Annotated in this window: 18 protein-coding genes; 6 read left to right on the top strand and 12 right to left on the bottom strand. The window is 40.1% G+C overall.

Annotated features, from left to right (window positions below; genetic code table 11):
* Window positions 1-179: 179 nt before the first annotated feature.
* The 3 genes from RYH73_RS15250 (at window position 180) to RYH73_RS15240 (ending at window position 3263) form a co-directional block, all read left to right on the top strand.
* Complete coding sequence (locus RYH73_RS15250) at window positions 180-800, top strand: IS1096 element passenger TnpR family protein (protein WP_335314298.1); 621 nt, start codon at window positions 180-182, stop codon at window positions 798-800.
* 39 nt (window positions 801-839) lie between these two features.
* Window positions 840-1793 carry a tRNA (adenosine(37)-N6)-dimethylallyltransferase MiaA gene (gene miaA / locus RYH73_RS15245; RefSeq protein WP_442946105.1) on the top strand — a complete coding sequence of 318 codons (954 nt, stop codon included), beginning with the start codon at window positions 840-842 and terminating at the stop codon, window positions 1791-1793.
* Window positions 1794-2255: 462 nt separating this feature from the next.
* Window positions 2256-3263: an outer membrane beta-barrel protein gene (locus tag RYH73_RS15240; RefSeq protein WP_335314297.1), complete on the top strand. Its 1008-nt coding sequence runs from the start codon at window positions 2256-2258 to the stop codon at window positions 3261-3263.
* A gap of 63 nt (window positions 3264-3326) precedes the next feature.
* Here the strand turns inward: RYH73_RS15240 and RYH73_RS15235 are convergent, their stop codons facing one another.
* The 6 genes from RYH73_RS15235 to truA all read right to left on the bottom strand — a co-directional run bounded on the left by RYH73_RS15235 (window position 3327) and on the right by truA (window position 10426).
* Window positions 3327-3707, bottom strand: coding sequence for a septal ring lytic transglycosylase RlpA family protein (locus RYH73_RS15235; RefSeq protein WP_335314296.1), 381 nt, complete (start codon window positions 3705-3707; stop codon window positions 3327-3329).
* Window positions 3707-5965 (bottom strand): GH92 family glycosyl hydrolase, encoded by a 2259-nt coding sequence (locus tag RYH73_RS15230; protein ID WP_335314295.1) that lies wholly within the window; start codon window positions 5963-5965, stop codon window positions 3707-3709. The genes RYH73_RS15235 and RYH73_RS15230 overlap by 1 nt, the downstream gene beginning before the upstream one ends.
* A gap of 128 nt (window positions 5966-6093) precedes the next feature.
* A complete protein-coding gene (locus RYH73_RS15225; protein ID WP_442946097.1) occupies window positions 6094-6603 on the bottom strand; it encodes a methionine-R-sulfoxide reductase in 510 nt (169 codons plus the stop codon).
* Between the two features lie 120 nt (window positions 6604-6723).
* On the bottom strand, window positions 6724-7605 hold the full coding sequence (gene sucD, locus RYH73_RS15220) for a succinate--CoA ligase subunit alpha (protein ID WP_335314293.1): 882 nt from the start codon (window positions 7603-7605) through the stop codon (window positions 6724-6726).
* Window positions 7606-7723: 118 nt separating this feature from the next.
* Entirely contained in the window at window positions 7724-9556 is a 1833-nt protein-coding gene (locus RYH73_RS15215) for an ABC transporter ATP-binding protein (protein WP_335314292.1), read from the bottom strand.
* A gap of 102 nt (window positions 9557-9658) precedes the next feature.
* Complete coding sequence (truA, locus tag RYH73_RS15210) at window positions 9659-10426, bottom strand: tRNA pseudouridine(38-40) synthase TruA (protein WP_335314291.1); 768 nt, start codon at window positions 10424-10426, stop codon at window positions 9659-9661.
* A gap of 116 nt (window positions 10427-10542) precedes the next feature.
* On the opposite strand from truA, the gene RYH73_RS15205 reads away from it, so the two are divergent.
* Both RYH73_RS15205 and RYH73_RS15200 read left to right on the top strand, forming a co-directional pair.
* Window positions 10543-11022: a DUF4293 domain-containing protein gene (locus RYH73_RS15205; RefSeq protein ID WP_335314290.1), complete on the top strand. Its 480-nt coding sequence runs from the start codon at window positions 10543-10545 to the stop codon at window positions 11020-11022.
* 191 nt (window positions 11023-11213) lie between these two features.
* Window positions 11214-12518, top strand: a complete 1305-nt coding sequence (locus tag RYH73_RS15200) for an OmpA family protein (RefSeq protein ID WP_335314289.1) — start codon at window positions 11214-11216, stop codon at window positions 12516-12518.
* Between the two features lie 52 nt (window positions 12519-12570).
* Here the strand turns inward: RYH73_RS15200 and RYH73_RS15195 are convergent, their stop codons facing one another.
* Genes RYH73_RS15195 through RYH73_RS15185 form a run of 3 tightly spaced genes read right to left on the bottom strand, consistent with a single transcriptional unit; the run spans window position 12571 to window position 14899 of the window.
* Window positions 12571-12903: a hypothetical protein gene (locus RYH73_RS15195; protein ID WP_335314288.1), complete on the bottom strand. Its 333-nt coding sequence runs from the start codon at window positions 12901-12903 to the stop codon at window positions 12571-12573.
* Between the two features lie 32 nt (window positions 12904-12935).
* A complete protein-coding gene (locus RYH73_RS15190; RefSeq protein ID WP_335314287.1) occupies window positions 12936-14279 on the bottom strand; it encodes a hypothetical protein in 1344 nt (447 codons plus the stop codon).
* A 17-nt stretch (window positions 14280-14296) separates the two neighbouring features.
* Entirely contained in the window at window positions 14297-14899 is a 603-nt protein-coding gene (locus tag RYH73_RS15185) for an RNA polymerase sigma factor (RefSeq protein ID WP_335314286.1), read from the bottom strand.
* A gap of 407 nt (window positions 14900-15306) precedes the next feature.
* Here RYH73_RS15185 and lysS point away from each other — a divergent pair, with 407 nt between their 5' ends.
* Complete coding sequence (lysS, locus tag RYH73_RS15180) at window positions 15307-17025, top strand: lysine--tRNA ligase (protein ID WP_335314285.1); 1719 nt, start codon at window positions 15307-15309, stop codon at window positions 17023-17025.
* A 70-nt stretch (window positions 17026-17095) separates the two neighbouring features.
* On the opposite strand, the gene RYH73_RS15175 is transcribed toward lysS, so the two are convergent.
* The 3 genes from RYH73_RS15175 to rpoC all read right to left on the bottom strand — a co-directional run bounded on the left by RYH73_RS15175 (window position 17096) and on the right by rpoC (window position 22702).
* Window positions 17096-17905: an SDR family NAD(P)-dependent oxidoreductase gene (locus RYH73_RS15175; RefSeq protein WP_335314284.1), complete on the bottom strand. Its 810-nt coding sequence runs from the start codon at window positions 17903-17905 to the stop codon at window positions 17096-17098.
* A gap of 81 nt (window positions 17906-17986) precedes the next feature.
* The gene (locus RYH73_RS15170) at window positions 17987-18292 is read right to left on the bottom strand and encodes a DUF3467 domain-containing protein (protein ID WP_335314283.1); all 306 of its coding nucleotides are present in this window, start codon (window positions 18290-18292) and stop codon (window positions 17987-17989) included.
* Between the two features lie 129 nt (window positions 18293-18421).
* Window positions 18422-22702: a DNA-directed RNA polymerase subunit beta' gene (gene rpoC / locus RYH73_RS15165; protein ID WP_335314282.1), complete on the bottom strand. Its 4281-nt coding sequence runs from the start codon at window positions 22700-22702 to the stop codon at window positions 18422-18424.
* Window positions 22703-22776: the final 74 nt, after the last annotated feature.

The following is a 22776-nucleotide window of genomic DNA, read 5'->3' as shown; positions in this document are numbered from 1 at the left end:
CTACGGGTGTGTTGCAATACAATCTTTCGCCCATAAGCCGACAGCAGATTTTTCATTTTTTTACCTTCCCCACGGGGGGTAGGCCGTCCGTCCGGGAGGCAGGCTTTTTAATTTTTACTTTTTAATTTTTACTTTTTTAGTGATATTAGCGTTTTAAAATAAAAACAGGGTTTTCTGTCATGGCTATTTATAGGTTTCGAGTTACTTTTGAAGATTACGACGATATTATCCGCGAAATTGATGTGCTTTCAACGCATACTTTTTTAGATTTGCATCATGCCATCCATCAATCAACCGGTTATAATCCAGAGGTCTCCTCTTCCTTTTTTATTAGTAACGATCAATGGATGAAGGGTGAAGAAATTGCCTACTTGCCAACTAAGCGAAAAGAAGAACGAGGAATAATACTGATGGAACGTTCTAAATTGAACAAATTTATCGACGATCCCCACCAGAAATTTTACTATACCTATAACTTTGATAGACCCTTTGATTTTCACGTTCAACTCATTAAGATATTAAAAGAAGAAAGTGGAAAAGTATATCCGCTCACTGTTAAAACCGTTGGAATTGCTCCAAAACCATTCGGTGCTGCTGTTGTTCCTACAGATGCTTCTGCCTCAAAAAAAGAGGATAAGGAAGATTATGATTTCCTCAATGAAACCGAGTATGGTATCGATGAAGCCGAAGATATGGATTTGGATTTAATGGATGGCGAAGAAACGCAGGATGATTCGGAAGAAAAAGACGATTTTTCCGGTGAATTTTCTGATAACGAAAATTACGAGGATGACTACTAATTAGCTAATTTTCCAATTAGCTAATTAGCCAATATTTTCATAACTCTTTATTGGCTAATTTTCCGATTAGCTCATTGGCTAATTAAAAATATTATCAAGACACTCATTACCATAGTAGGCCCTACGGCAATTGGCAAAACTGCCTTAGCTATTGAGGTAGCTCAGGCTTTCCGTACAGCAATTATCTCAGCTGACTCTAGACAATTTTATCGTGAAATGACCATTGGTACGGCAAAGCCAAATGATGAGGAACTTCAGGCTGCGCCCCATTTTTTCATAAACTCGCTTAGTATAAAGGATACCTATAGTGCCGGTGATTTTGAGAAGGACGCCTTAGCAAAATTAGCAGAACTTTTCTTGGAAAAAAATGTGGTGATCATGGCAGGGGGAAGTGGCTTGTTTGTAAATGCTGTATGTGAAGGATTGGATGAACTTCCTCGTCCGCTACCGGGTGTGCGGGAACATCTGAATCAGCTGTACCGAAATGAGGGACTAACTTCCATACAGGAAAAATTGAAGCACGTGGATCCCGATTATTATAAAGCGGTAGATATTTATAACCCGCAACGAATCATTCGCGCACTTGAGGTATATGAAAGTACGGGTCAACCTTTTTCTTCCTTTAGAAAGGAACAATCTGCTCCAAGGCCCTTTCAGCTGATAAAAATCGGACTTAATACCGAAAGGAATATCTTATACAATCGCATTAATAAGCGTGTAGATTTAATGATGCGGCAGGGATTAATGGAAGAGGTTCAACGGCTTATTCCGTATAGAACACAACCTCCCCTGCTTACCGTCGGTTATGCAGAACTCTTCGATCACTTGGACGGTAAATACACCTTGGAGGAGGCCGTGGATAAGATAAAACAACATACACGGCAATTTGCTAAGCGACAAATCACTTGGTTTAAAAAAGACAGCAATACATATTGGTTTGAGCCAGGACAAACAGCCGAGATCATTACCTTCATTGAGGATAAACTGAAATAAGGTAAAATTTTGATGCTATCTAATCATACAAACACTCGCTATATCTTTTTGAATTATTGATACTTTGTTAGTTTTTTTAAGGTATGAATGAGCCCTTCGGGGTTTTGAATTTTGAATTCATTACACTTATCATTTTAAGCCATTTTTTTATTACTTTTTTGTTGCATAGAAGAAATAAAAATTTTACATTTGGAACACTTTGTAAAAGTAAAGCTAACACATTATAAACTTATAACTTTCAAGGAAGCGTATAAAATTGCTTCCTTGAAAGTATAAAAAATTCACTACGATACACTTTCCCCTCCAATTGCTGTTTTTCTAAAAATAAAGTATTAACGTATTTTCTTTATTACTAAAAATTTGCAATTACTACAAACCTTTATTACTTTCGTTTGTATTTATTATGCAAGCATAATAAAAACGATAAACCAATTTTGAGAACTCCTATTTAAACTTTACATTATGAAGAAGATGATTTTAATGGCAGGTATACTTGTCGGTTCGTTTTTCTACTCTGCAAAAGCTCAAGATGACTACAATAAAGGTTTCTATATCAAAGCAGGCGGAGCCTATTTCTTAAAAGTGACCCCTGTCGAATTTCCCGCTATAGGCGGCCAACCGGCAAGGGACAGAATCTTTAACATCATTCCCGGCGACCCTCCTACCCAGCAAACGGTATCAGAAAGTACGATTACCGGGTCTTTCGGTGAAGGGTGGCGAGTCGGTTTAACTCCTGGTTATCGCTTTAGCAGAATATTAGGCGTGGAAATCGGACTTAACTACTACAACAGTCGCTCTCAAGATATGATGCGCCAGCGTGGTAGCCTTGGTGGAAATGAAGTACTGAATTTGCACAACAGCGGCAAAGTAAAGGCATTTGACGTTGCACCTGCACTCGTGGCACACATTCCAACCAGTAGTAATGTAAAACCTTATGTGAAAGCGGGTGTAATTATTCCTATTGGGGGCTATTTAGAAATTACAACGACTGCAAATGACCGAACAGGTAGTATTGCGGAAAGCATGCATATGGTTCCAGCCAATGTTCCTCCAGGCTCAACCATGATACTCGCTAATGTAGAACGCGTAGACCGGATTAAAGCAAACCCTACAGTAGGTTTCCAGAGCGCTATAGGGTTCGATTGGATGTTAAATGATCGCATCAGTATCTATGCTGAATTGGAATATAGAAACATTTCTGTCGGGGGGAAGAAAAAGGAACTTCATGATTTAAGTGGTGAATATACGGTCGTATATAATGGGCAACCCGTAGCCAATGGCTCACTCAGTAAAGACGCCGCCAGCGAAAGCAGTAAATTGGTGAATTATCATAAAACTATAACAAGTGGGGATAACGTTGCCGGTTGGGAGGGATTTGATTCAAGTAAACCCGCCGATGAATTACGATCCTATATCAATATTGGAGGGTTGGGTGTTAACCTAGGAATTAAGATTCCTTTTGGAAATTAACAGCTACCTCACGTAATCAATCCTAATTAGCTAATTGGCTTATTGGTCAATTAGCTAATTAAATCACCTCTTCCTTTTCTTATAACTTATCTCGACTTGGGCCGTTCCTGACTGTACGATACCTAGTCGACGAGCTGCCTTTTTCGACAAATCGATGATCCTTCCGGAAACAAATGGTCCCCGATCGTTAATACGCACCGTTACGGTATGTCCATTATTGAGATTTTTAACTTTAACCTTTGTACCGAATGGCAAGGTTTTATGAGCTGCTGTCAACTTGTATTGCCTAAATTTCTCTCCACTCGCTGTGCGTCTCCCTTTAAACTTATCTGCATAATAAGAAGCTCCTCCGCGTTCATGCAAACGAGGAGCACACGAAGCCAGTAAAAATAAACAGGCACTGAAAATCAGTGCCTGTTTAACTATGTTGCAAAAATTTCTCATTATTCGCTATCTATTGCTGATTGTGGCCATGTCCCTTTCTTCTTTCCCCACTTCTTATTCGGCTTTGCTCCCATTATAAACTCAATTTCTCCCCCATTTATTATATCTGCATGGCTAAAATAAGTTTTATCGTACTTTTTACCATTAAACCTTACTTCTTGTACATATATATTTTCTTTGCTGTTGTTTATCGCTTTAAAGCGCAACTCTTTCCCTCCGCCCGGTCTAAAGACAACTTCATCAGCGGCTGGACTTCCTATGACATATTGGCTACTTGCTGGATTAGCAGGATAAATACCTGCAATGCTCCATACAGCCCAAGCGCTCATTTGTCCGCAATCTTCGTTTCCTGCATAACCATCTGGTTGATCATGGTACATGGAATCGACAATCTGCCGTACACGCTCTTGTGTTTTCCATGGCTCCCCCAAAAAGCTGTACATATACGCGATGTGATGACTCGGTTCATTGCCGTGAGCATATTGCCCGATCATACCACTTACATCAGGTGATGTATTCCCTCCGGTTAACTCGGAGTTTACAGAAAACAAAGAATCAAGCTTTTGACTTAACTTATCGGAACCACCATACAAATTCGCTAAACCTCTTACATCGTGTGGCACAAAGAAAGAGTGTTGCCAAGCATTTCCTTCCACATATTGCGCTTTCACCTCATCATGCTCGGATAAATAAGGATCGAATGGAAGGACAAAATTTCCATCGCTGTTCTTTGCCCTCATAAACCCTGTTTTCTTATCAAAAATATGCTGATAAGCTTGTGCTCGTTTACTGAATTTTAAATAATCGTCTTCCTTTCCTAATTTTTTGGCCACTTGCGCAATGCACCAATCGTCATAACCATACTCCAAGGTTACACTGGCACTATGCCCCATCTTATCCTGAGGCATATATCCATACTTAATATATTCAGGCACACCCCTACCCGTTTGAAATGCAGAAGCGAGCATCGCTTTATATGCTTTCTCTTTATCAATACCGGGCCAGTCCTTCAAAATGGCATCTGCTATCACAGGTATTGCATGGTAGCCGGTCATTGTATTGGTTTCCCAAGTACTTAAATCCCACACAGGCAATAACCCATTTTCATCATAGAACGCTAGCATACTATTAAGCAGGCCGGTATATTTCTCCGGTTGTGTAACGGTAAATAAGGGATTAAGTGCCCGAAATGTATCCCATAGCGAGTAAACGGTATAACGTTGATCGTTATTCGCCATTTTGAGCACTTTGCCACTTACATTTTTGTAAGTTCCGTCTGCATCTGAAAATAAAGAAGGGGCGATCGAGGTATGATAAAGGGCTGTATAAAACACACGTTTTAGCTTTTCGTCTGACGAAGAAACTTGCACTTTTTGTAGTTCATGTTCCCATTTGTTGGCAGCATCTGTCTTTACCCGCTCAAAATTCCAGTCCTTTATTTCTTGAAGAGCTTGCAATGCCCTATTTTCGTCTGTCATAGACAGGGCGACCTTAATTTCTATATTTTTCTGCTGTTCATCAAACACCAACTGAGCACTGATTCCTTTTCCTTTTTCTTCGGTTTTAGCAGCTTTAATTTGTGCTGATTGTACTCCATGACCTGCTAAGACGGCTTCTTTAAATGGTTTGGAAGTTCTGAGTGCGAAATAAACGCGTTGTACCTTAGCCCAACCGGTAGAATATCGGTAGCCAATCAGGGTGCTATCATCCAGCACCTTCACATAAGTCTCGGTAGGTGAATCCCAATTGAGGTGAAAACCAAGATCCAATCGTAAAACAGGTACACTTTGATTCGGGAATTGATAGCGATGATATCCTACTCTTTCCGTTGCCGTCAATTCTGCTTTGATTTTATTATCGAATTCAACCTCGTAATACCCAGGGGATGCCTTTTCATTACTATGACTGAATGTTGCTCTGATATCTGCTGTTTCATCGTTCAGCGGATATAATAAAGGCATTACGGATATATCTAGCCAATCACCTATACCTGTTCCACTTAAATGTGTATGACTGAAACCAGCTATATGGTTCTCGCTATAATGATAACCACTGCACCAATCCCAGCCCGCCTGACCATTGTCAGGACTTAATTGCACCATACCGAAAGGAACCGTTGCACCAGGAAAAGTGTGCCCATGTCCTCCTGTACCAATAAAGGGATCTACATAATCAACCAGTTTTCTCTCTTGTGCGCCTGCCAGCAAAGGCAAACTCAACAATGCACCGCATACAAACCGAGAAATGTTCTTATTCATTTTAATTATTTATGTTAGCTTGATGTTAAGAAAGCTAAAATAAAGAATATATTTGAAATTGTGTTACTAAAACGGTTTAATAACCACCTCTGCCCCTTGCGCACCTACTTTAGACGATTCGCATTCCTTTATTTCTCCAACGGAACAAACTTCATGGAGACCGAGTTTACACAATGTCTGGTGTTTTTAGTTGTAAATCCTTCTCCTAAAAACACATGTCCAAGATGCCCACCACAATTTGTACAGACAATTTCGGTTCTCATACCATCCGGATCAGGAATTCGTTTAACTGCTCCTTCTATTTCATCGTCAAAACTTGGCCATCCACAATGGGATTCAAATTTATCTTCCGAACGATAAAGAGGCGCATTGCATTTGCGGCAGATATAGACACCTTTAGCTTTATTATCCAATAAAGCACCTGTGAAGGGTCTTTCGGTACCTTTTTTTTCAATAACCCATGCTTCCTCTTCACTTAGTTTATTATAGTTTCCGGTTGATTTAATGGCTGTATCTATTTGCTCTTTTGGTTCCATTTGTACTTTTTTTTGAATTGATTTATTTTCATTTGAAGCCACTTGTGCGCAAGCTTGAAAAATCAAACCTAAGCACATCAATAAAAGACTTATGTTTCTCATCTTATTCAGCTATAATACAATATACGAAAAAAGCCCGTAAAAAATTTCGGGCTTTGTCATTTATGTTGTCAGCTGATCGTAATTTATCAGTCAACTTCCATGTAATCAATTAAGAGAAGCTTAGGCTTGCACTTTCGCCAACTCTTCGGCGATAGCAACACCAATTTCTGCCGGGGACTCCACTACGCGAATACCGCACTCACGCATAATTTTCATCTTCGCGGCAGCTGTATCGTCTGCTCCACCAACGATAGCTCCTGCGTGCCCCATCCTACGTCCCGGAGGCGCAGTTTGTCCAGCGATAAAGCCAACAACAGGCTTGCTACCATACTCTTTAATCCAACGCGCAGCTTCTGCCTCCATTCCGCCGCCGATTTCACCAATCATAATAATACCTTCAGTCTCGGGGTCGTTCATTAACAATTCCACCGCCTCTTTGGTAGTAGTACCGATAATGGGGTCTCCACCAATTCCAATCGCGGTTGTAATTCCTAAACCGGCTTTAACTGTCTGATCTACCGCCTCATAAGTTAATGTACCCGATTTGGACACAACCCCCACATTACCCTTTTTGAAGATAAATCCAGGCATAATACCAATTTTAGCTTCATCAGCGGTGATAATACCTGGGCAATTTGGCCCAATTAAACGAGACTTTTTATCTTTTAGATATTCCTTTACTTGAATCATATCCTTGGTAGGAATACCTTCTGTAATACAAACGATAACTTCTACTCCTGCACTGGCGGCTTCCATGATCGCATCTGCAGCAAATGCCGGAGGAACGAAAATGATGGATACGTTAGCACCTGTAGTATCTACCGCATCTTGGACCGTATTGAAAACGGGACGATCTAAATGGGTTTGCCCTCCTTTTCCAGGAGTTACGCCACCAACTACATTGGTACCATACTCGATCATTTGTGACGCATGGAACGAACCTTCAGTGCCCGTAAAGCCCTGAACTATAACTTTTGAATCTTTATTGACAAGTACACTCATTGGTCGAATTTTTGTATGGCAAACTTACTAAATTCATTTGAAAATAAGGGAAAGAGATTGAAGAAAATGGATATTAATTAGCTAATTGGCTAATCAACTAATTATCGCATTGGCTAATCTAAATTCCTGCAGAGTGAAACTGCAAATCGTATAAACGTTTATAATAACCATTCATATGAAGAAGCTCCTGATGGTTCCCCACTTCCTTGATTTCTCCATGATCTAAAACAATGATCTTATCGGCTTTTTGAATCGTAGACAAACGATGTGCGATGACAATAGAGGTACGATTTTTCATTAACTTGTCGATAGCACTTTGGATCAATAGCTCTGTTTCTGTATCTACAGAAGAGGTCGCTTCATCAAGCACCAGGATCTTGGGATCATGAACCAAGGCTCTTATAAAGGATATGAGCTGGGCTTGTCCAGCCGATAATGTGGATCCACGTTCCCTTACTTGATAATCATACCCCCCCGGAAGTCGTTCAATAAAAGCATGCGCACCTACTTGCTTGGCCGCTTCTATCATTTCCTCTCGGGAGATGCTGGGATCGTAAAGACTTATATTGTTAGCAACGGAGTCAGAAAAAAGAAAAACATCTTGTAAAACGGTTGCGATTGTTCTACGCAAATAGTTAATATCATACGAACGAATATCAAGACCATCCAACTGAATCGTACCCTTGCTGATTTCGTAGAAACGACTAAGAATGTTAATCGTAGAAGACTTACCCGCGCCCGTGGCTCCAACCAAAGCCAGTGTCTCGCCGGCCTTCACGCTGAAACTTACATCTTTGAGCACCCATTTTACCGCCGACCGATTTTCGTGATTAATGGCATGTTGATCGAACAAGATCACATCGTCATTCCCTTCGACATAATCATCATACGTAAACCATACCTGATTAAAAGTGATATCTCCTTTTATTTTGTCCGGCTTTAAAGTTCCCTTATTGGGTGTTTTTTCATCCGTGTCCAAAATTGCAAAGATGCGCTCAGCTCCTACCATGCCCATCTGTAGTGTATTAAACTTATCAACCAACTCCCGAATAGGTCGAAAAATCATATTAATATACATAATAAAGGCTACAACAACTCCCGGTGAGATCCGGCCTCCCAATATAGATTTAGAGCCATACCATACAAGCAGGCCCAACGCAATGGCCATGATAATTTCGATTACCGGAAAAAAAATGGAAAAATACCAGTTCGAGCGAATATGTGCATTTCGATGTTCGGCATTAATGGCTTCAAACTTATCCATTTCCTGTTTCTCACGTGCAAAGTATTGGATAATACTTACCCCTGATATGTGTTCTTGTAAAAACGTATTTAAATTGGATACCCAATGCCTTACGTCCTGGAAAGCAGACTTCATGGCTTCTTGAAAGAAATGGGTAGCAATAACCATCAGTGGCATCGGGATCAACACAATAAGCGTCAGTTCCCAATCTGTATAAAACATAACACCAATGATGACAACTAATTGAAGGATATCGCCAATAATCTGTATGAGTCCTTCAGAAAATATATCGGCAATAGTCTCTAAATCGGAAATGGTACGTGTTATTAGTCTTCCAATAGGTGTTTTGTCAAAATACTTGAGTCGGAGATCGGTGATATGATTAAACGTCTCTATCCGAAGATCCCTAATAACAGATTGTCCCAACGAATTAGTTAGCAACGTATGATAATACCGGATGACGGTTTGGAAGATGAGCAAACCAAACATTGAAAGGGTCATTAGGTTTAGCCCCGCGTAATTGTTTTTTAAAATAAACTGATCCAGGGTATATTCTACTAACATGGGTAAAAGTGGGGAAATACCCGCTACAACCAGTGTTAAAATAACGGACCAGACAAAATAAGTCCGATAGGGTTTCAGATATTTCCCCAATCTACGCAAAAGTTGGGTATCGTACGTTTTACCTGTTATCTTTCCTTCACTCATTTTTACATCCACTGCTTTCGGCTCTCAAGTATCGGTCTGCAGCTTTTTAATCATTGATACATCGCCCGTTTTTAAGGGATTTTTTACTTTTGAATTTTTACTTTATTTTGCATCCCAAGGATACGTAACTTCCGTCAAATATAATCCACACGCAGGCACAGAAACACCTGCAATACTTCTATTTTTGCTATTAATAACTTCATGAATATAATTTACATCACGTTTTCCGTTTCCTATTTCCAGTAAAGTACCAACTATTGCTCGCACCATATTTCTCAAAAATCGATCAGCTGATATATAAAAGACCAGCCGTTGCGCATCAAGCCAATGCCACTCCGCCCTGGAAAGTTGACAATTATTCGTAAATACTTGTGTATGCGATTTACTGAAACAACTAAAATCTCGATATGCCATCATTTGCTTCGCCGCCTCGTTCATAGCCGCCACGTCAGGTCGATCTTTCGCTTGCCAAGAAAAACTATGAAGGAACGGATCTTTATTGAAATGTACATGGTATTCATAAGATCGTTTAACAGCATCAAATCGGGCATGTGCATCAGAAGCTACGGCAAAAAGTCGTTTTACTGCAATATCCGTTGGCAGTAGTGCATTCAATCCCGTTACAATACGTTTCTCATCTTTCGCTATTATTCCGTAGGGATCGTCAAAATGCGCAAAGAGTTGTTTTGCGTGCACGCCGGCATCTGTTCTTCCGCAGCCAACCGTTTCAATCGGCCCTCGTAGTACGATGCTTAATACGTTATTAAATACCTCCTGAACGCTAATGGCATTTTTCTGTATTTGCCAACCATGATAAGCCCCACCATTGAAGGCTAGTTCTACAAAATATCTTTTCGCTACTGATTCCACTATTGCAAACTTAGCTAAAAGTAGGTGGATTTTTGACTATAAAAAAAGAAACACCCTTCTATTGTATAAGCAAGGCACGAATATATTATCTTTGTGGCAAGATATAACTTTTTGACATGATACAGCGCATACAAACTGTTTGGCTATTATTAGCTTCAATAACCATTTTAGTTTTATTTTTATTTCCTTACGCGCAATTTTCTGACAACGAAGGTATTGCTATGGCACTAAAAGTAACCGGTGTTCTCAATAATGCCGGTGGACAGAATCAATTGAGTACTTCCTTCATTTTTATCCTTCAGGCAATTGCGACAATTTTATTGGCCATATTACCGTTAATTGCGATCTTAAAGTATAAAAACAGAAAGAAACAGGTAAGTATGATTTTAATTACGCTTTTGCTGACCGTTCTTTTCGCATGCTGGTTATTTTTTTCTGCCAACAGTGCTCTTGAAGCCGTTCACAAAAATATCGAATTAAATAATATTGGTATTGGTTCCCTGCTTATCCCTCCTTACATTCTTTTTCTACTCTTAGCCATCAAAGGAATAAATCGCGACACGAAGCTTATTAAATCAGCAGACCGTTTGCGATAATCTGTATTTTTTTGACAAAACAGGTAAAAAGGACGAGAAAATCGTCCTTTTTTTAGCACACCCCCCTCATCTAAACTTGAATAAAAGCACCTAATAATCAATTTCTTATACAGAATATTGTAGAAATGGTCTAGTTTTTGGTCATACAGTAACAAATTTCAGAAAACAATTTACAACCGAAATTAAATTTTATGATCAAGAACTTTAGACTAAAAAAAACCAACTCTCTGATTGCTTTAGCACTATTGGCGTCGGCGCCCGTATTTGCTCAAACCACACAGGTGAACGATGTCAAACCTTTTGCGCCTGAGAGCGAATTTAGAACCTGGTCAATCGGGGTCGGTGCCGGAATTATTAACCAATGGAATGTCATGGGATTTAGGAGAGATTACGGTGGAGTGGAGAGCCAGTTGGGTTACAACTTTTATGTGAAGAAGCAAATAACGCCTGCCTTCGGACTTAAAGCAGAATATTTAGGAGGAAAATTAAATGGTAGCGCCGAGGGAAGTAATGACAAATTCTCAACTAAATTACCTTGGTCGGCAGCTTTAAGCGCAGATGTAACGTTGGCAAACATCAGCTGGAGACATCAACAAGGCGTAATCAAACCATATTTATCGCTCGGTATAGGGGCACTGAATTACAACCCAACAATTACGACAGGCGGTGCTGAACATGAAATTGGCTCAACAACGAAGGCGTTTATTCCAGCAGGTTTGGGCTTTAAATTTGGTGTTGCTAACGGAATTAACATTGATTTAGGTTACCAGTTGAATTTGGCTAATACCGGATCACTTGATGGGTGGAATACAGGTAAAAAGGATATGTTCTCATATGTACATGCCGGTCTTGAATTTGCCTTGGGAGATGCGACCAAACCTTTCTTGGGCAGCCGAAATCCGGTAGTAGATATGCGCAAGGAATATCAGGCCAGTTACGATGAGCTAGCAACGGCGTTAAAAGCTCAAAAAGAAGAAAATGAAGCGCTAAAAGCTCAATTGGCAACTGATTTGGCGGATGATGATGGCGATGGTGTTGCTAATAAATTTGATAAGTGTCCTGGTACTGCAGCTGATGCAAAAGTAGATGGATCAGGTTGCCCATTGCCAGAAGCTAAAAAGGTCGTGCAACAAATCACGGTAACAGAAGAAGATCGTCGGGTAGTAGATGAAGCTATTAAAAACTTGGAGTTCGACTTAAGTAAAGCAACCATTCGCCCAACATCTTATCCAAGTCTAGACAAAGTGGCGGGGCTATTAGTAGAAAAGAATTTCAGTCTGAAATTAGCGGGACACACCGACAATACGGGTTCAATGAAATTGAATATGAGATTGTCAAAAGAACGTGCGGAAGCTGTTAAGGCGTATTTAGTAAGTAAAGGAGCTAATCCGTCTCGTATAGAAGCCACAGGTTACGGGCCAACTCAACCGATAGCAACGAATGCAACTGCTGAAGGAAGACAAGCCAATCGTCGAGTGGAATTCACTCTTTATTAGTCAGCTTTTTATTCTTCATAGAAAGGGCATCGATTAATCGATGCCCTTTCATTTATTTTAAATACCTCAGAAAACTCCACCCTCTTCTTACTTTCAAGTAATTTTTTTGTACATCGTGGGTATAAGCCTCTTGCTCAAAACAGATAGTCCGATATGCTCGAGTTCTGTCTCTATAAATGCACCATCTCACCAACCACTCACTAAGATACCACACGTAGAATGGCAAAATCAACAACTCCAATTGCTGCCTTAAATGTATTTTTTCATGTCTTAGGAGTTGCGTTGATACGCCCCGATCTTTCAATGCTATATTTGCAATAACAAAGGGCCATAAAGCCATTGCCTGAATTCTACTACTTGCAGGGATAATATAGTAAACCTTCATTTGTCTCGTATACGATGAACGCAACTAAGTTACTAAAAACTAGTAATTACGCGCACACCGCCATAACGAAGGTTCATATTTTGGTTCGATAAGCTGCCAATGGGTATCTTGAAAAAAGGTTCTACTGCTATACCGACTTTTCTTGAAATAGGCATTTTTCTTCCTACGGAAAAGTTGAGGAATCCAGAATAACCATTCCCTTGAAGGGGTGTTTCCTCTGCCTTCTCGCTAACATTATTTATTTGAAACTCCGGTTGACTGAAGGCATAGCCTTCTGTATTTTGAATCGTTCTGTTTGTTGGTGTACGTGTTAGGAAATTGTTAGTCCTATCCTCATTCAATACAGCAAAAAAGGAAATACCCGCACTGGCATAAAATTGTTTACTTACTTGATATTTAATATCAATTGGTATATCCAACGCAAGCAAATTTGTATTGACCGATGTTAGCTCTTTTGTTTCGAGCGATTTTGCATTTAGCGTAGGGGACGCATCGCTGAGCGAGGCTGAAGCGGGTGAATTCATAGGACCATCACTGGATGCGCCAGGTGATGATTGCCGAAATCCTAAATCCACTAAAGAAACACCGGAGCCTATAGATACCTTTTTTGAAATCTTATAAGCTACTGTTACGCCACCACCCATATTAAAACGTTCATCGGTTAAAGAGGGAGCAAACATAACCCCGACATTCCAACGCTTATCACCCGAATAATCTGTGTGATTCATCAATGCACGCTCGGAAGAATTTGACGAAGAATTGTTCTCGCTCAACATGCTAATCAACGCTTCTTCCCTGTCTTTGGTAGTCTTATTTGCAGCTTTTGGTGTTTGCTCTTCTTGTGGTAAATCGGATGCTTGTTCTTCTTTAACACGTCGGTTAGCCGATAAAGCTTCGTTTTCTCTATCTTTAAATTGCTCTGTGTGATTATCCGTCTTTCTTAATTGTTCCCCATTAAATACTTTCGTTAAGGGACCATCTTTCTTAATTTCTGTTTCATCTGTGGATAGCTGCGCCAGCAAATTGTCATTATTTTGTTGACGTGGTTTATCTCTATCCCTGTTGTTCTGTTCAGTTATAGCAGGAGCAGTCTGCTCAGACATCGTATCTCTCCGATGATCTTCTAGTTTATTATTTTGTGTATAGTCTATCGAAGGAGTAATTGGTTTGTCAATGGTATTTCTATTTACAAAAAATACCACTCCCAATAAAACAGCTGCTGCTGCGCCGCCGAGATACCAAAGAGGTATAACTTTCCGCGCTCGCTTCTGTAAACCCGCAAACCGCTCCCATGCCCCTTCTCTATAAGGTGCTGAATGCCCTCGCAAGACGTCAGCCATGCGATCGATCAGTTCCTTATTATCTTTTTCTTTCATAGCAAATTTTTACACTTTTATTGTTTCCCGATGGCAAACTCATCAAGATAAAGTTTCCTCAACCGCTGTTTTGCACGGGTAAGGTAAGTTCTGGAAGTGCTGTCCGGTATGTTCAACATTTTTCCAATCTCTTCATGTGCGTATCCTTCGACTTCGTATAGGTTGAAAATGATCCTTTGAATTTCGGGTAATCTTTCTAACAGCTTTAGGATATCTTCAGCAAAGAGCTTGTCAGAGGCATTAATTAAAACTGGCTTAATATCCTGCTCGCCAACTTCTTCCATCGCTACCATATTTTTTTGAGACCGCAGTAAGTCGATGGATAGATTTGCTGCTATTCTTGCCAGCCAACCTCTAAACGATTTTTCCAGAATGGGTCCCTCTCCTACACGATTAAATCGAGGTAAATTTTTAAAGGCTTTGATAAATGTTTCATTCACCAACTCTTCAGCATCATACTCATTCTTAACATACCTAGTTACTACCGCTAACACGTATCCATAGTACTTTTTGTAGATAAATTCTTTAGCTCGCTCCTCATCTTTTTGGACACAAGCATCCAATGCACTATCGAGTGTTAATGTTTTCTTCTTACTTAAAAATCCTAAACGGTAATTCACTACAGCAATACAACTAATTTGGAAAGCACCTCGTCCCCTTAACCAATAATCAAAGCTTATTCAAAAATACGCAAACCTGTTAAAAAAGAGTTCTTATTTCTTGGTTCACGAAGGATTCCTTTAACAAATCTTTCTTTTCAAATTAGCTGGTAGCTTCTATAAAACCCGTTTCGTCGTTCTTTTTATCCATACACCTGTCTAACGACGGGGAAGAACAAAACGCTACAGAACACATTTTAGCAAATAAGTGAAACTGCTAAAATACACTGCTTTTGCTGTTTACGCCTTTGCATATCAGGGCAATTTTATCTAAGTTTGCGAGAAATCGGAACCAAGGTTATTTCGTAAATCTGTATACAGAAACCCACGTTCTCTCTCCTTCAAGTGAGTATATATTTTTTAACTAAATGAGTAGCATTTTATCAGAACAGGAAGTATTACGCCGACAGGCTTTAGATCAATTGATCCAATTAGGAATAGAACCTTACCCGGCAGAAGCATTTGCCATTAATGCGAGTGCACGCGATATCCATGAGAACTATGATCGCGATAAGCTGAATTATAAAAATATTAGCATTGCAGGTCGTATGATGAGCAGGCGCGTGATGGGAAGTGCTTCTTTCTTTGAGCTTCAAGATACAACGGGCCGCATTCAAGTTTATCTGACGCGAGATGAGCTTTGCCCGACAGAGGATAAGACTTTATATAATACTGTTTTTAAGAAGCTATTGGATATCGGTGATTTTGTAGGCGTAAAAGGTCATGTTTTTACGACACAAACAGGAACTATTTCGATCCATGCAACTGAGTTGACATTATTGGCAAAATCACTGAAACCACTACCTATAGTAAAGGAAGCAGATGGTAAAATTTTTGATGCTGTAACAGATCCTGAATTTCGCTATAGACAGCGTTATGTTGATTTAGTGGTGAATCCACATGTTCGCGAAACTTTCGCGAAGGTAACTAAAGTCAAATCCGCCATACGGCATTTCTTGGATGAACAGGGGGCTATTGAAGTCGATACACCTGTTTTACAAAGTATACCTGGCGGTGCTGCTGCAAGACCGTTTATTACGCATCATAATGCACTCGATATCCCGCTATATTTAAGAATTGCCAATGAGCTGTATTTAAAACGCTTAATCGTTGGTGGTTACGATTGGGTGTATGAATTCAGTAGAAACTTTCGCAATGAGGGAATGGATAGAACCCATAATCCGGAATTTACGGTACTGGAATTCTATGTGGCATATAAAGACTATCTATGGATGATGGATATCACAGAGCAGCTTTTCGAGAAAGTAGCGCTTGCTACAAACGGTAAAACAGCTGTACAAGTTGGTGATAAGGAAATTAACTTCGCTGCTCCTTATAAAAGGATCAGCATATATGATGCCATAAAAGAACACACCGGTTTTGATGTTTCCGCTTTGGATGAAGTTGGCTTAAGAGCTGTATGTAAAGAACTTCATATTCCGGTTGATGAAAGCATGGGTAAAGGAAAGTTAATAGATGAGATATTTGGTGAAAAATGTGAGCATCATTATATCCAACCAACTTTTATTATCGACTATCCAGTAGAAATGAGTCCTTTAACGAAGAAGCATCGCAGTAAGGAAGGCCTCGTCGAACGGTTTGAACTCATGGTAAACGGGAAAGAGCTGGCGAATGCTTATTCCGAACTTAATGATCCAATAGATCAGCTTAAACGCTTTGAAGATCAATTGAAATTAATGGAACGGGGGGATGATGAAGCGATGTTTATAGACTATGACTTTTTAAGGGCCTTGGAATACGGTATGCCTCCTACCTCAGGGATTGGCATCGGTATAGATCGCTTAGCCATGTTAATGACCAACCAAGCTAGTATACAGGATGTATTGTTCTTCCCACAAATGCGGCCTGAAAAAGTCGTAAAAGCTGCATCTACCGGCGATTATGAATCACAAGGTGTCCCGGCAGTTTGGGTTCCGGTGTTGCAAAAAATGGGTCTAACTACTATCGAATTATTAAAGACAGCCAATCCAAATAAGGTTTTTAACGATCTCGGTGGTTTACGGAAAAAAATGAAAATTGAAGCCCCCATGCCTAGCAAAGACGAGGTAATGGAATGGTTTAAATAAAAGTTGTGAGTTGTTGGTTACGAGTTGTGAGTTTTGTAAATTAAAAAGCTCATAACCCACAACGGGCAACTCACAACTCCGAATGTCTATCCAACGACTTCTTATAAGTCCTCCCGGTTTGTTTGATAATGAAATCTTTTCTAAGTAAGAAAGCCAGTTTGCTACTTAAGCGATTGAGAAATCCGGGAATATAAGTTGATTTTCTTTTTTTGAAAGCTACCAGTCCTTCTTTTGCAACCTGTTGCACAGGCATTAGGTAACCACGAAGTTCGTTAAAACCGTCTCCTGCGGTCATTTCTGTGGCAATACCTCCTGGTAAAAACACGGTAATAGATAACGCTCTATTTTCTAATTCTTGCGAAAGAGCAGATGCAAAATTAAGAAGGAAACCCTTCGTGCCTGCATAGGCGGCTTGAAATGGCGTAGGAAAAATAGCCGCCATACTGGATACAATCATGATACCACCAATGGATTGTTTTCTTTCAAAATACGCAGCTAATTGACTTGTCATATACGTCACACTAACTATATTGGTTTGTATCATTTGGTTAAATTGCTCCTTCGGCAGTGCCAAATGTTTGCCTAAATAAGTAATACCAGCGTTTAAAACAGCTGCATACAAGTCGTATTCAGATAAAATGGTTTGCAGAAGTTTTTCAACTTGCTCCGGTATGGACAAATCGATAGCGAAAACCTTTACCTTTGAGTTAGTCTCACCTTCAATAAGGGTTTTCAGTGACTCTAAGCGCTCTTTACGCCGTGCCAACAAAATTAAGTTGGCACCGTGCTGTACGGCTAATTGTCTCGCCATTTCAGCCCCTAAGCCAGAGGAAGCCCCGGTAACCAACACCCATTTATCCTTAAAGTTTAAATTTTTCATTTACTGATTGTAAGTTGTCAGTTACTGGTCGTTGGCAAATAAATAGCTCCAATAACTAACAACAAATAACGAATAACAAGGCTACGCCTGCGCTGTTGGACCTCCAAAGTTCATAGGAAACGGAGGTTCCTCATGCGTATCAATTTTTCCATTGTTAGCTTCGTATTTCGCTATATTATCTTGAAAAGCTTTCATTAATCGCTTCGCATGTTCAGGGGTTAGGACAATTCGAGATTTTACCTTTGCTTTGGGAATACCTGGCATTACGCGAATGAAGTCTATTACAAATTCTGTATGGGAATGCGTTATAATAGCTAGATTAGAATATGTGCCTTCGGCTACCTCTTCCGTAAGTTCGATGTTCAATTGATTGTTCTGTTCTTCCATATTGATCAATGAGTAAGCTTGTATACTTTTAATAAAATCTAGCTGTAAAGATAGTAAATAGAAACAAAAACCCCGAAGCGTTATATCTTCGGGGTTTTATTGTATAAAATAGTTAAAAAGTAATATGTATTAAACTTCTTCTTTGGAAGCCAACAATTGATCATATTCCTCTTTCGATCCGACAATAATACGATCGTAATTACGCAAACCGGTACCGGATGGTATTAAGTGTCCAACAATGACGTTCTCTTTCAAACCTAAAAGATCATCTCGTTTTCCACTAATAGCTGCCTCGTTTAATACCTTCGTAGTTTCTTGGAAGGAAGCCGCCGATATAAACGATTTGGTTCCTAAAGACGCACGTGTGATACCTTGTAACATTGGACTTGACGTAGCTGCAATTGCGTCACGTACTTGCACCAGTTTTAAGTCACGACGTTTTAAGCTAGAGTTCTCTTCACGCAACTTACGTAGTGATACTATCTGCCCTGCCTTCAGTAGATTTGAGTCACCTGAATCTGTTACAACCTTCTTGTCATACATGCTGTCGTTCTCTTCGGTAAAATCCCATTTGTTAACTGCATCTTTTTCCAAGAAACGTGTATCACCTGGATCCTCAATCATCACTTTCTGCATCATCTGGTGAACAATCGTTTCAAAGTGTTTATCATTAATTTTTACACCTTGAAGACGATAAACCTCTTGAATACCATTTACCAGATATTCTTGTACAGCAGCAGGTCCTTTAATTGCTAAGATATCAGAAGGAGAAATAGAACCATCAGAAAGTGGCATACCAGCCTTTACAAAGTCATTATCTTGCACAAGAATATGCTTAGAAAGCGGCACCAAGTACTTCTTCACTTGGCCATCGCGTGATTCGATCTGAATTTCACGATTACCACGCTTAACACCTCCTAATGTCACTACCCCATCAATCTCCGTTACAACAGCTGGATTTGAAGGATTTCTTGCCTCAAATAACTCGGTCACACGAGGTAGACCTCCTGTAATATCTCGAGTTTTTCCAGCTGAACGAGGAATCTTCGCAATAATTTCTCCAACTTTCGCTTTACCCGCGTTATCTACCGCGATGTGAGCACCTACCGGTAAGTTGTATGTCCGAATAACATCTCCTGCATTATCTAATATTCTAATGGCAGGGTTCTTCGTTTTATCGCGTGTATCGATAATTACTTTCTCACGGTGTCCCGTTTGTTCGTCAGACTCTTCACGATAGGTAACACCCTCGATGATCGCATCGAACTCAACTTTACCTGCAAATTCGGAAATAATAACGGCGTTATAAGGATCCCAAGAACAGATTCTGTCTCCCTTGCTCACCTTGTCTCCATCCGCAATATATAAGAACGAACCATAAGGTATATTATTGGTCATTAGCACTTTCTTAGATTCCGGATCAAGGATACGGAATTCACCTGAACGTCCCAATACAATATGCAATTTACCTTCCTCAGTTTCGCGCTCTACTGAACGCATGTTCTCAAATTCAACAATACCATCGAACTTAGCAACAATTTGCGATTCAGCTGCAATGTTAGAAGCCGTACCACCGACGTGGAATGTACGAAGGGTAAGCTGTGTACCAGGTTCACCAATTGATTGAGCTGCAATCACACCAACCGCTTCACCCATTTGCACGCGTTTACCTGATGCAAGGTTACGTCCATAACATAATGCACAAACTCCTCGCTTGCTTTCGCAAGTTAATACAGAACGAATTTCAATACCTTCTACCGAAGAATGTTCAATCTTTTCTGCAATCTCTTCGGTGATATCTTGGTCAGCACCTACTAATAGTTCATTGCTTACCGGATCATACACATCATGAAGCGATGTACGCCCTAAAATACGATCGTATAAAGGCTCTACAATATCTTCATTATCTTTTAAAGCAGTGGTGAAAATACCTCTTAACGTACCACAATCTTCTTCCGTAACAATCATATCTTGGGCCACATCGTGCAAACGGCGAGTCAAATAACCCGCATCAGCTGTTTTCAAAGCCGTATCCGCAAGACCTTTACGCGCACCGTGTGTTGAGATAAAGTACTCGAGTACCGATAGTCCTTCCTTAAAGTTAGACAAAATCGGGTTTTCGATAATCTCTCCTCCGGAAGAGCCGGATTTTTGCGGTTTCGCCATCAGACCCCGCATACCGCATAATTGACGGATCTGCTCTTTAGAACCACGTGCTCCTGAATCCAGCATCATGTAAACCGAGTTAAAGCCTTGGTTATCGTTAGACAAAATATCCATCACATTGGCTGTCAAACGGTTGTTGATACGGGTCCAAATATCGATGATCTGATTATAACGTTCGTTATTTGTAATGAATCCCATATTATAGTTATTCATTACTTCCTCAACTTCCCTTGTAGCCTGTTCAATTAAACCGGCTTTCGCATCAGGAATATTAAGGTCTTGCAAGTTAAATGATAAACCACCACGGAATGCCATTTGGAAACCAAGTTCTTTAATATCATCCAAGAACTTTGCTGCCCTAGCCATACCCGTTGTTTTCACCACCTCACCGATGATATCACGTAAAGATTTCTTAGTAAGCAGCTCATTGATATAACCTACCTCTTCCGGAACCACCTGGTTAAACAAGACACGACCAACGGTGGTATCGATTAATTGTCTAACGATATTACCATCCTTATCCTTTACATTGGTTTTAACCTTAATAAAAGCATGTAGGTCGATTTTCTTCTCATTATAGGCGATAATAACTTCTTCCGGTGAATAGAAAGTCATATCCTGACCATTTACTATGCGCGATTCATCTGTTCTACGACCTTTTGTAATGTAGTAAAGCCCCAATACCATGTCCTGAGATGGTACCGTAATCGGCGTACCGTTGGCAGGGTTCAAAATATTATGAGCCGCTAGCATTAAGATCTGTGCTTCCAAAATAGCAGCATTACCTAAAGGCAAGTGCACCGCCATCTGGTCACCGTCAAAGTCGGCGTTGAAAGCCGTACACACTAAAGGGTGAAGTTGGATCGCTTTTCCTTCCACCAATTTTGGTTGGAAAGACTGTATACCTAACCTGTGCAGCGTAGGAGCACGATTTAGAAGAACAGGGTGCCCCTTCAATACATTTTCTAAGATATCCCAAACAATCGGATCCTTACGATCAACGATTTTTTTGGCTGACTTGACCGTTTTTACAACACCTCGCTCTATCATCTTCCGAATGATAAACGGTTTATACAATTCTGCGGCCATATCTTTAGGAAGTCCGCACTCATGTAATTTCAGGTTTGGCCCAACCACGATGACGGAACGCGCAGAATAGTCGACACGTTTACCCAATAAGTTTTGGCGGAAACGACCTTGCTTACCTTTTAAGATATCGGAAAGTGATTTTAACGCACGATTACCTTCGGTTTTAACAGCGTTTACTTTACGAGAGTTATCAAATAAAGAATCCACCGCTTCCTGAAGCATACGCTTTTCGTTACGCAAAATGACTTCGGGAGCCTTAATCTCTATCAAACGTTTTAAACGGTTATTTCTAATAATAACCCGACGGTATAAGTCGTTCAAATCCGAAGTAGCAAAACGCCCTCCTTCCAACGGAACTAAGGGACGTAATTCCGGTGGGATAACGGGAACAATTTTAACAATCATCCATTCCGGACGATTTTCAATACGCTCGCGTGATCCACGGAATGCTTCTACTACTTGAAGACGTTTTAAAGCTTCATTTTTACGTTGTTGTGAAGTTTCATTAGCCGCCTGATGACGTAAATCATATGATAATTGATCTAAATCGATTCGTTGTAACAACTCCTCTAAGGCTTCAGCACCCATCTTAGCCACAAACTTCTGTGGATCTTTATCGTCAAGATATTGGTTTTCCTTCGGTAAGGTATCCAATATATCAAGATACTCCTCCTCCGTTAAAAAGTCCATGTACTGAATTCCGTCCTCTTCTTTTATACCAGGTTGAATAACTACATATCGTTCATAGTAGATAATCATATCCAACTTCTTTGTTGGCAAACCCAATAAGTAACCGATCTTGTTGGGAAGTGAACGGAAATACCAGATATGGGCAACAGGAACAACCAAATTGATATGCCCCATACGCTCTCTACGCACCTTCTTTTCGGTAACTTCTACACCACATCGATCGCAGACGATACCTTTATAACGAATGCGTTTATACTTACCACAATGGCATTCGTAATCCTTTACGGGACCGAAGATACGCTCACAGAATAAACCATCACGCTCCGGCTTATAGGTACGGTAGTTAATGGTTTCCGGTTTCAATACTTCACCGCTGGAACGCTCCAAAATCGCTTCTGGAGACGACAGACTAATGGTAATGGAGGTGAAGTTGCTTTTTATTTTATTATCTTTCTTGTAAGACATAGCTCTTTTTAGTTATGAGTTATACGTAATAAGTTGCACGTACAAATACTTAGCACGTACAACTTAAAACTTAA

The organism is Olivibacter sp. CPCC 100613 (assembly GCF_036959255.1).
Lineage (GTDB): Bacteria > Bacteroidota > Bacteroidia > Sphingobacteriales > Sphingobacteriaceae > Olivibacter.
This window is presented reverse-complemented; position numbering and strand designations above follow the sequence as displayed.

Excerpts from the sequence above, each read along its gene's own strand:
- RYH73_RS15250 (WP_335314298.1), top strand. The coding sequence starts at position 180 with ATGGCTATTTATAGGTTTCGAGTTACTTTTGAAGATTACGACGATATT.
- RYH73_RS15240 (WP_335314297.1), top strand. The coding sequence starts at position 2,256 with ATGAAGAAGATGATTTTAATGGCAGGTATACTTGTCGGTTCGTTTTTC.
- RYH73_RS15235 (WP_335314296.1), bottom strand. The coding sequence starts at position 3,707 with ATGAGAAATTTTTGCAACATAGTTAAACAGGCACTGATTTTCAGTGCC.
- RYH73_RS15230 (WP_335314295.1), bottom strand. The coding sequence starts at position 5,965 with ATGAATAAGAACATTTCTCGGTTTGTATGCGGTGCATTGTTGAGTTTG.
- RYH73_RS15225 (WP_442946097.1), bottom strand. The coding sequence starts at position 6,603 with ATGAGAAACATAAGTCTTTTATTGATGTGCTTAGGTTTGATTTTTCAA.
- sucD (WP_335314293.1), bottom strand. The coding sequence starts at position 7,605 with ATGAGTGTACTTGTCAATAAAGATTCAAAAGTTATAGTTCAGGGCTTT.
- RYH73_RS15215 (WP_335314292.1), bottom strand. The coding sequence starts at position 9,556 with ATGAGTGAAGGAAAGATAACAGGTAAAACGTACGATACCCAACTTTTG.
- RYH73_RS15205 (WP_335314290.1), top strand. The coding sequence starts at position 10,543 with ATGATACAGCGCATACAAACTGTTTGGCTATTATTAGCTTCAATAACC.
- RYH73_RS15200 (WP_335314289.1), top strand. The coding sequence starts at position 11,214 with ATGATCAAGAACTTTAGACTAAAAAAAACCAACTCTCTGATTGCTTTA.
- RYH73_RS15195 (WP_335314288.1), bottom strand. The coding sequence starts at position 12,903 with ATGAAGGTTTACTATATTATCCCTGCAAGTAGTAGAATTCAGGCAATG.
- RYH73_RS15190 (WP_335314287.1), bottom strand. The coding sequence starts at position 14,279 with ATGAAAGAAAAAGATAATAAGGAACTGATCGATCGCATGGCTGACGTC.
- lysS (WP_335314285.1), top strand. The coding sequence starts at position 15,307 with ATGAGTAGCATTTTATCAGAACAGGAAGTATTACGCCGACAGGCTTTA.
- RYH73_RS15175 (WP_335314284.1), bottom strand. The coding sequence starts at position 17,905 with ATGAAAAATTTAAACTTTAAGGATAAATGGGTGTTGGTTACCGGGGCT.
- RYH73_RS15170 (WP_335314283.1), bottom strand. The coding sequence starts at position 18,292 with ATGGAAGAACAGAACAATCAATTGAACATCGAACTTACGGAAGAGGTA.
- rpoC (WP_335314282.1), bottom strand. The coding sequence starts at position 22,702 with ATGTCTTACAAGAAAGATAATAAAATAAAAAGCAACTTCACCTCCATT.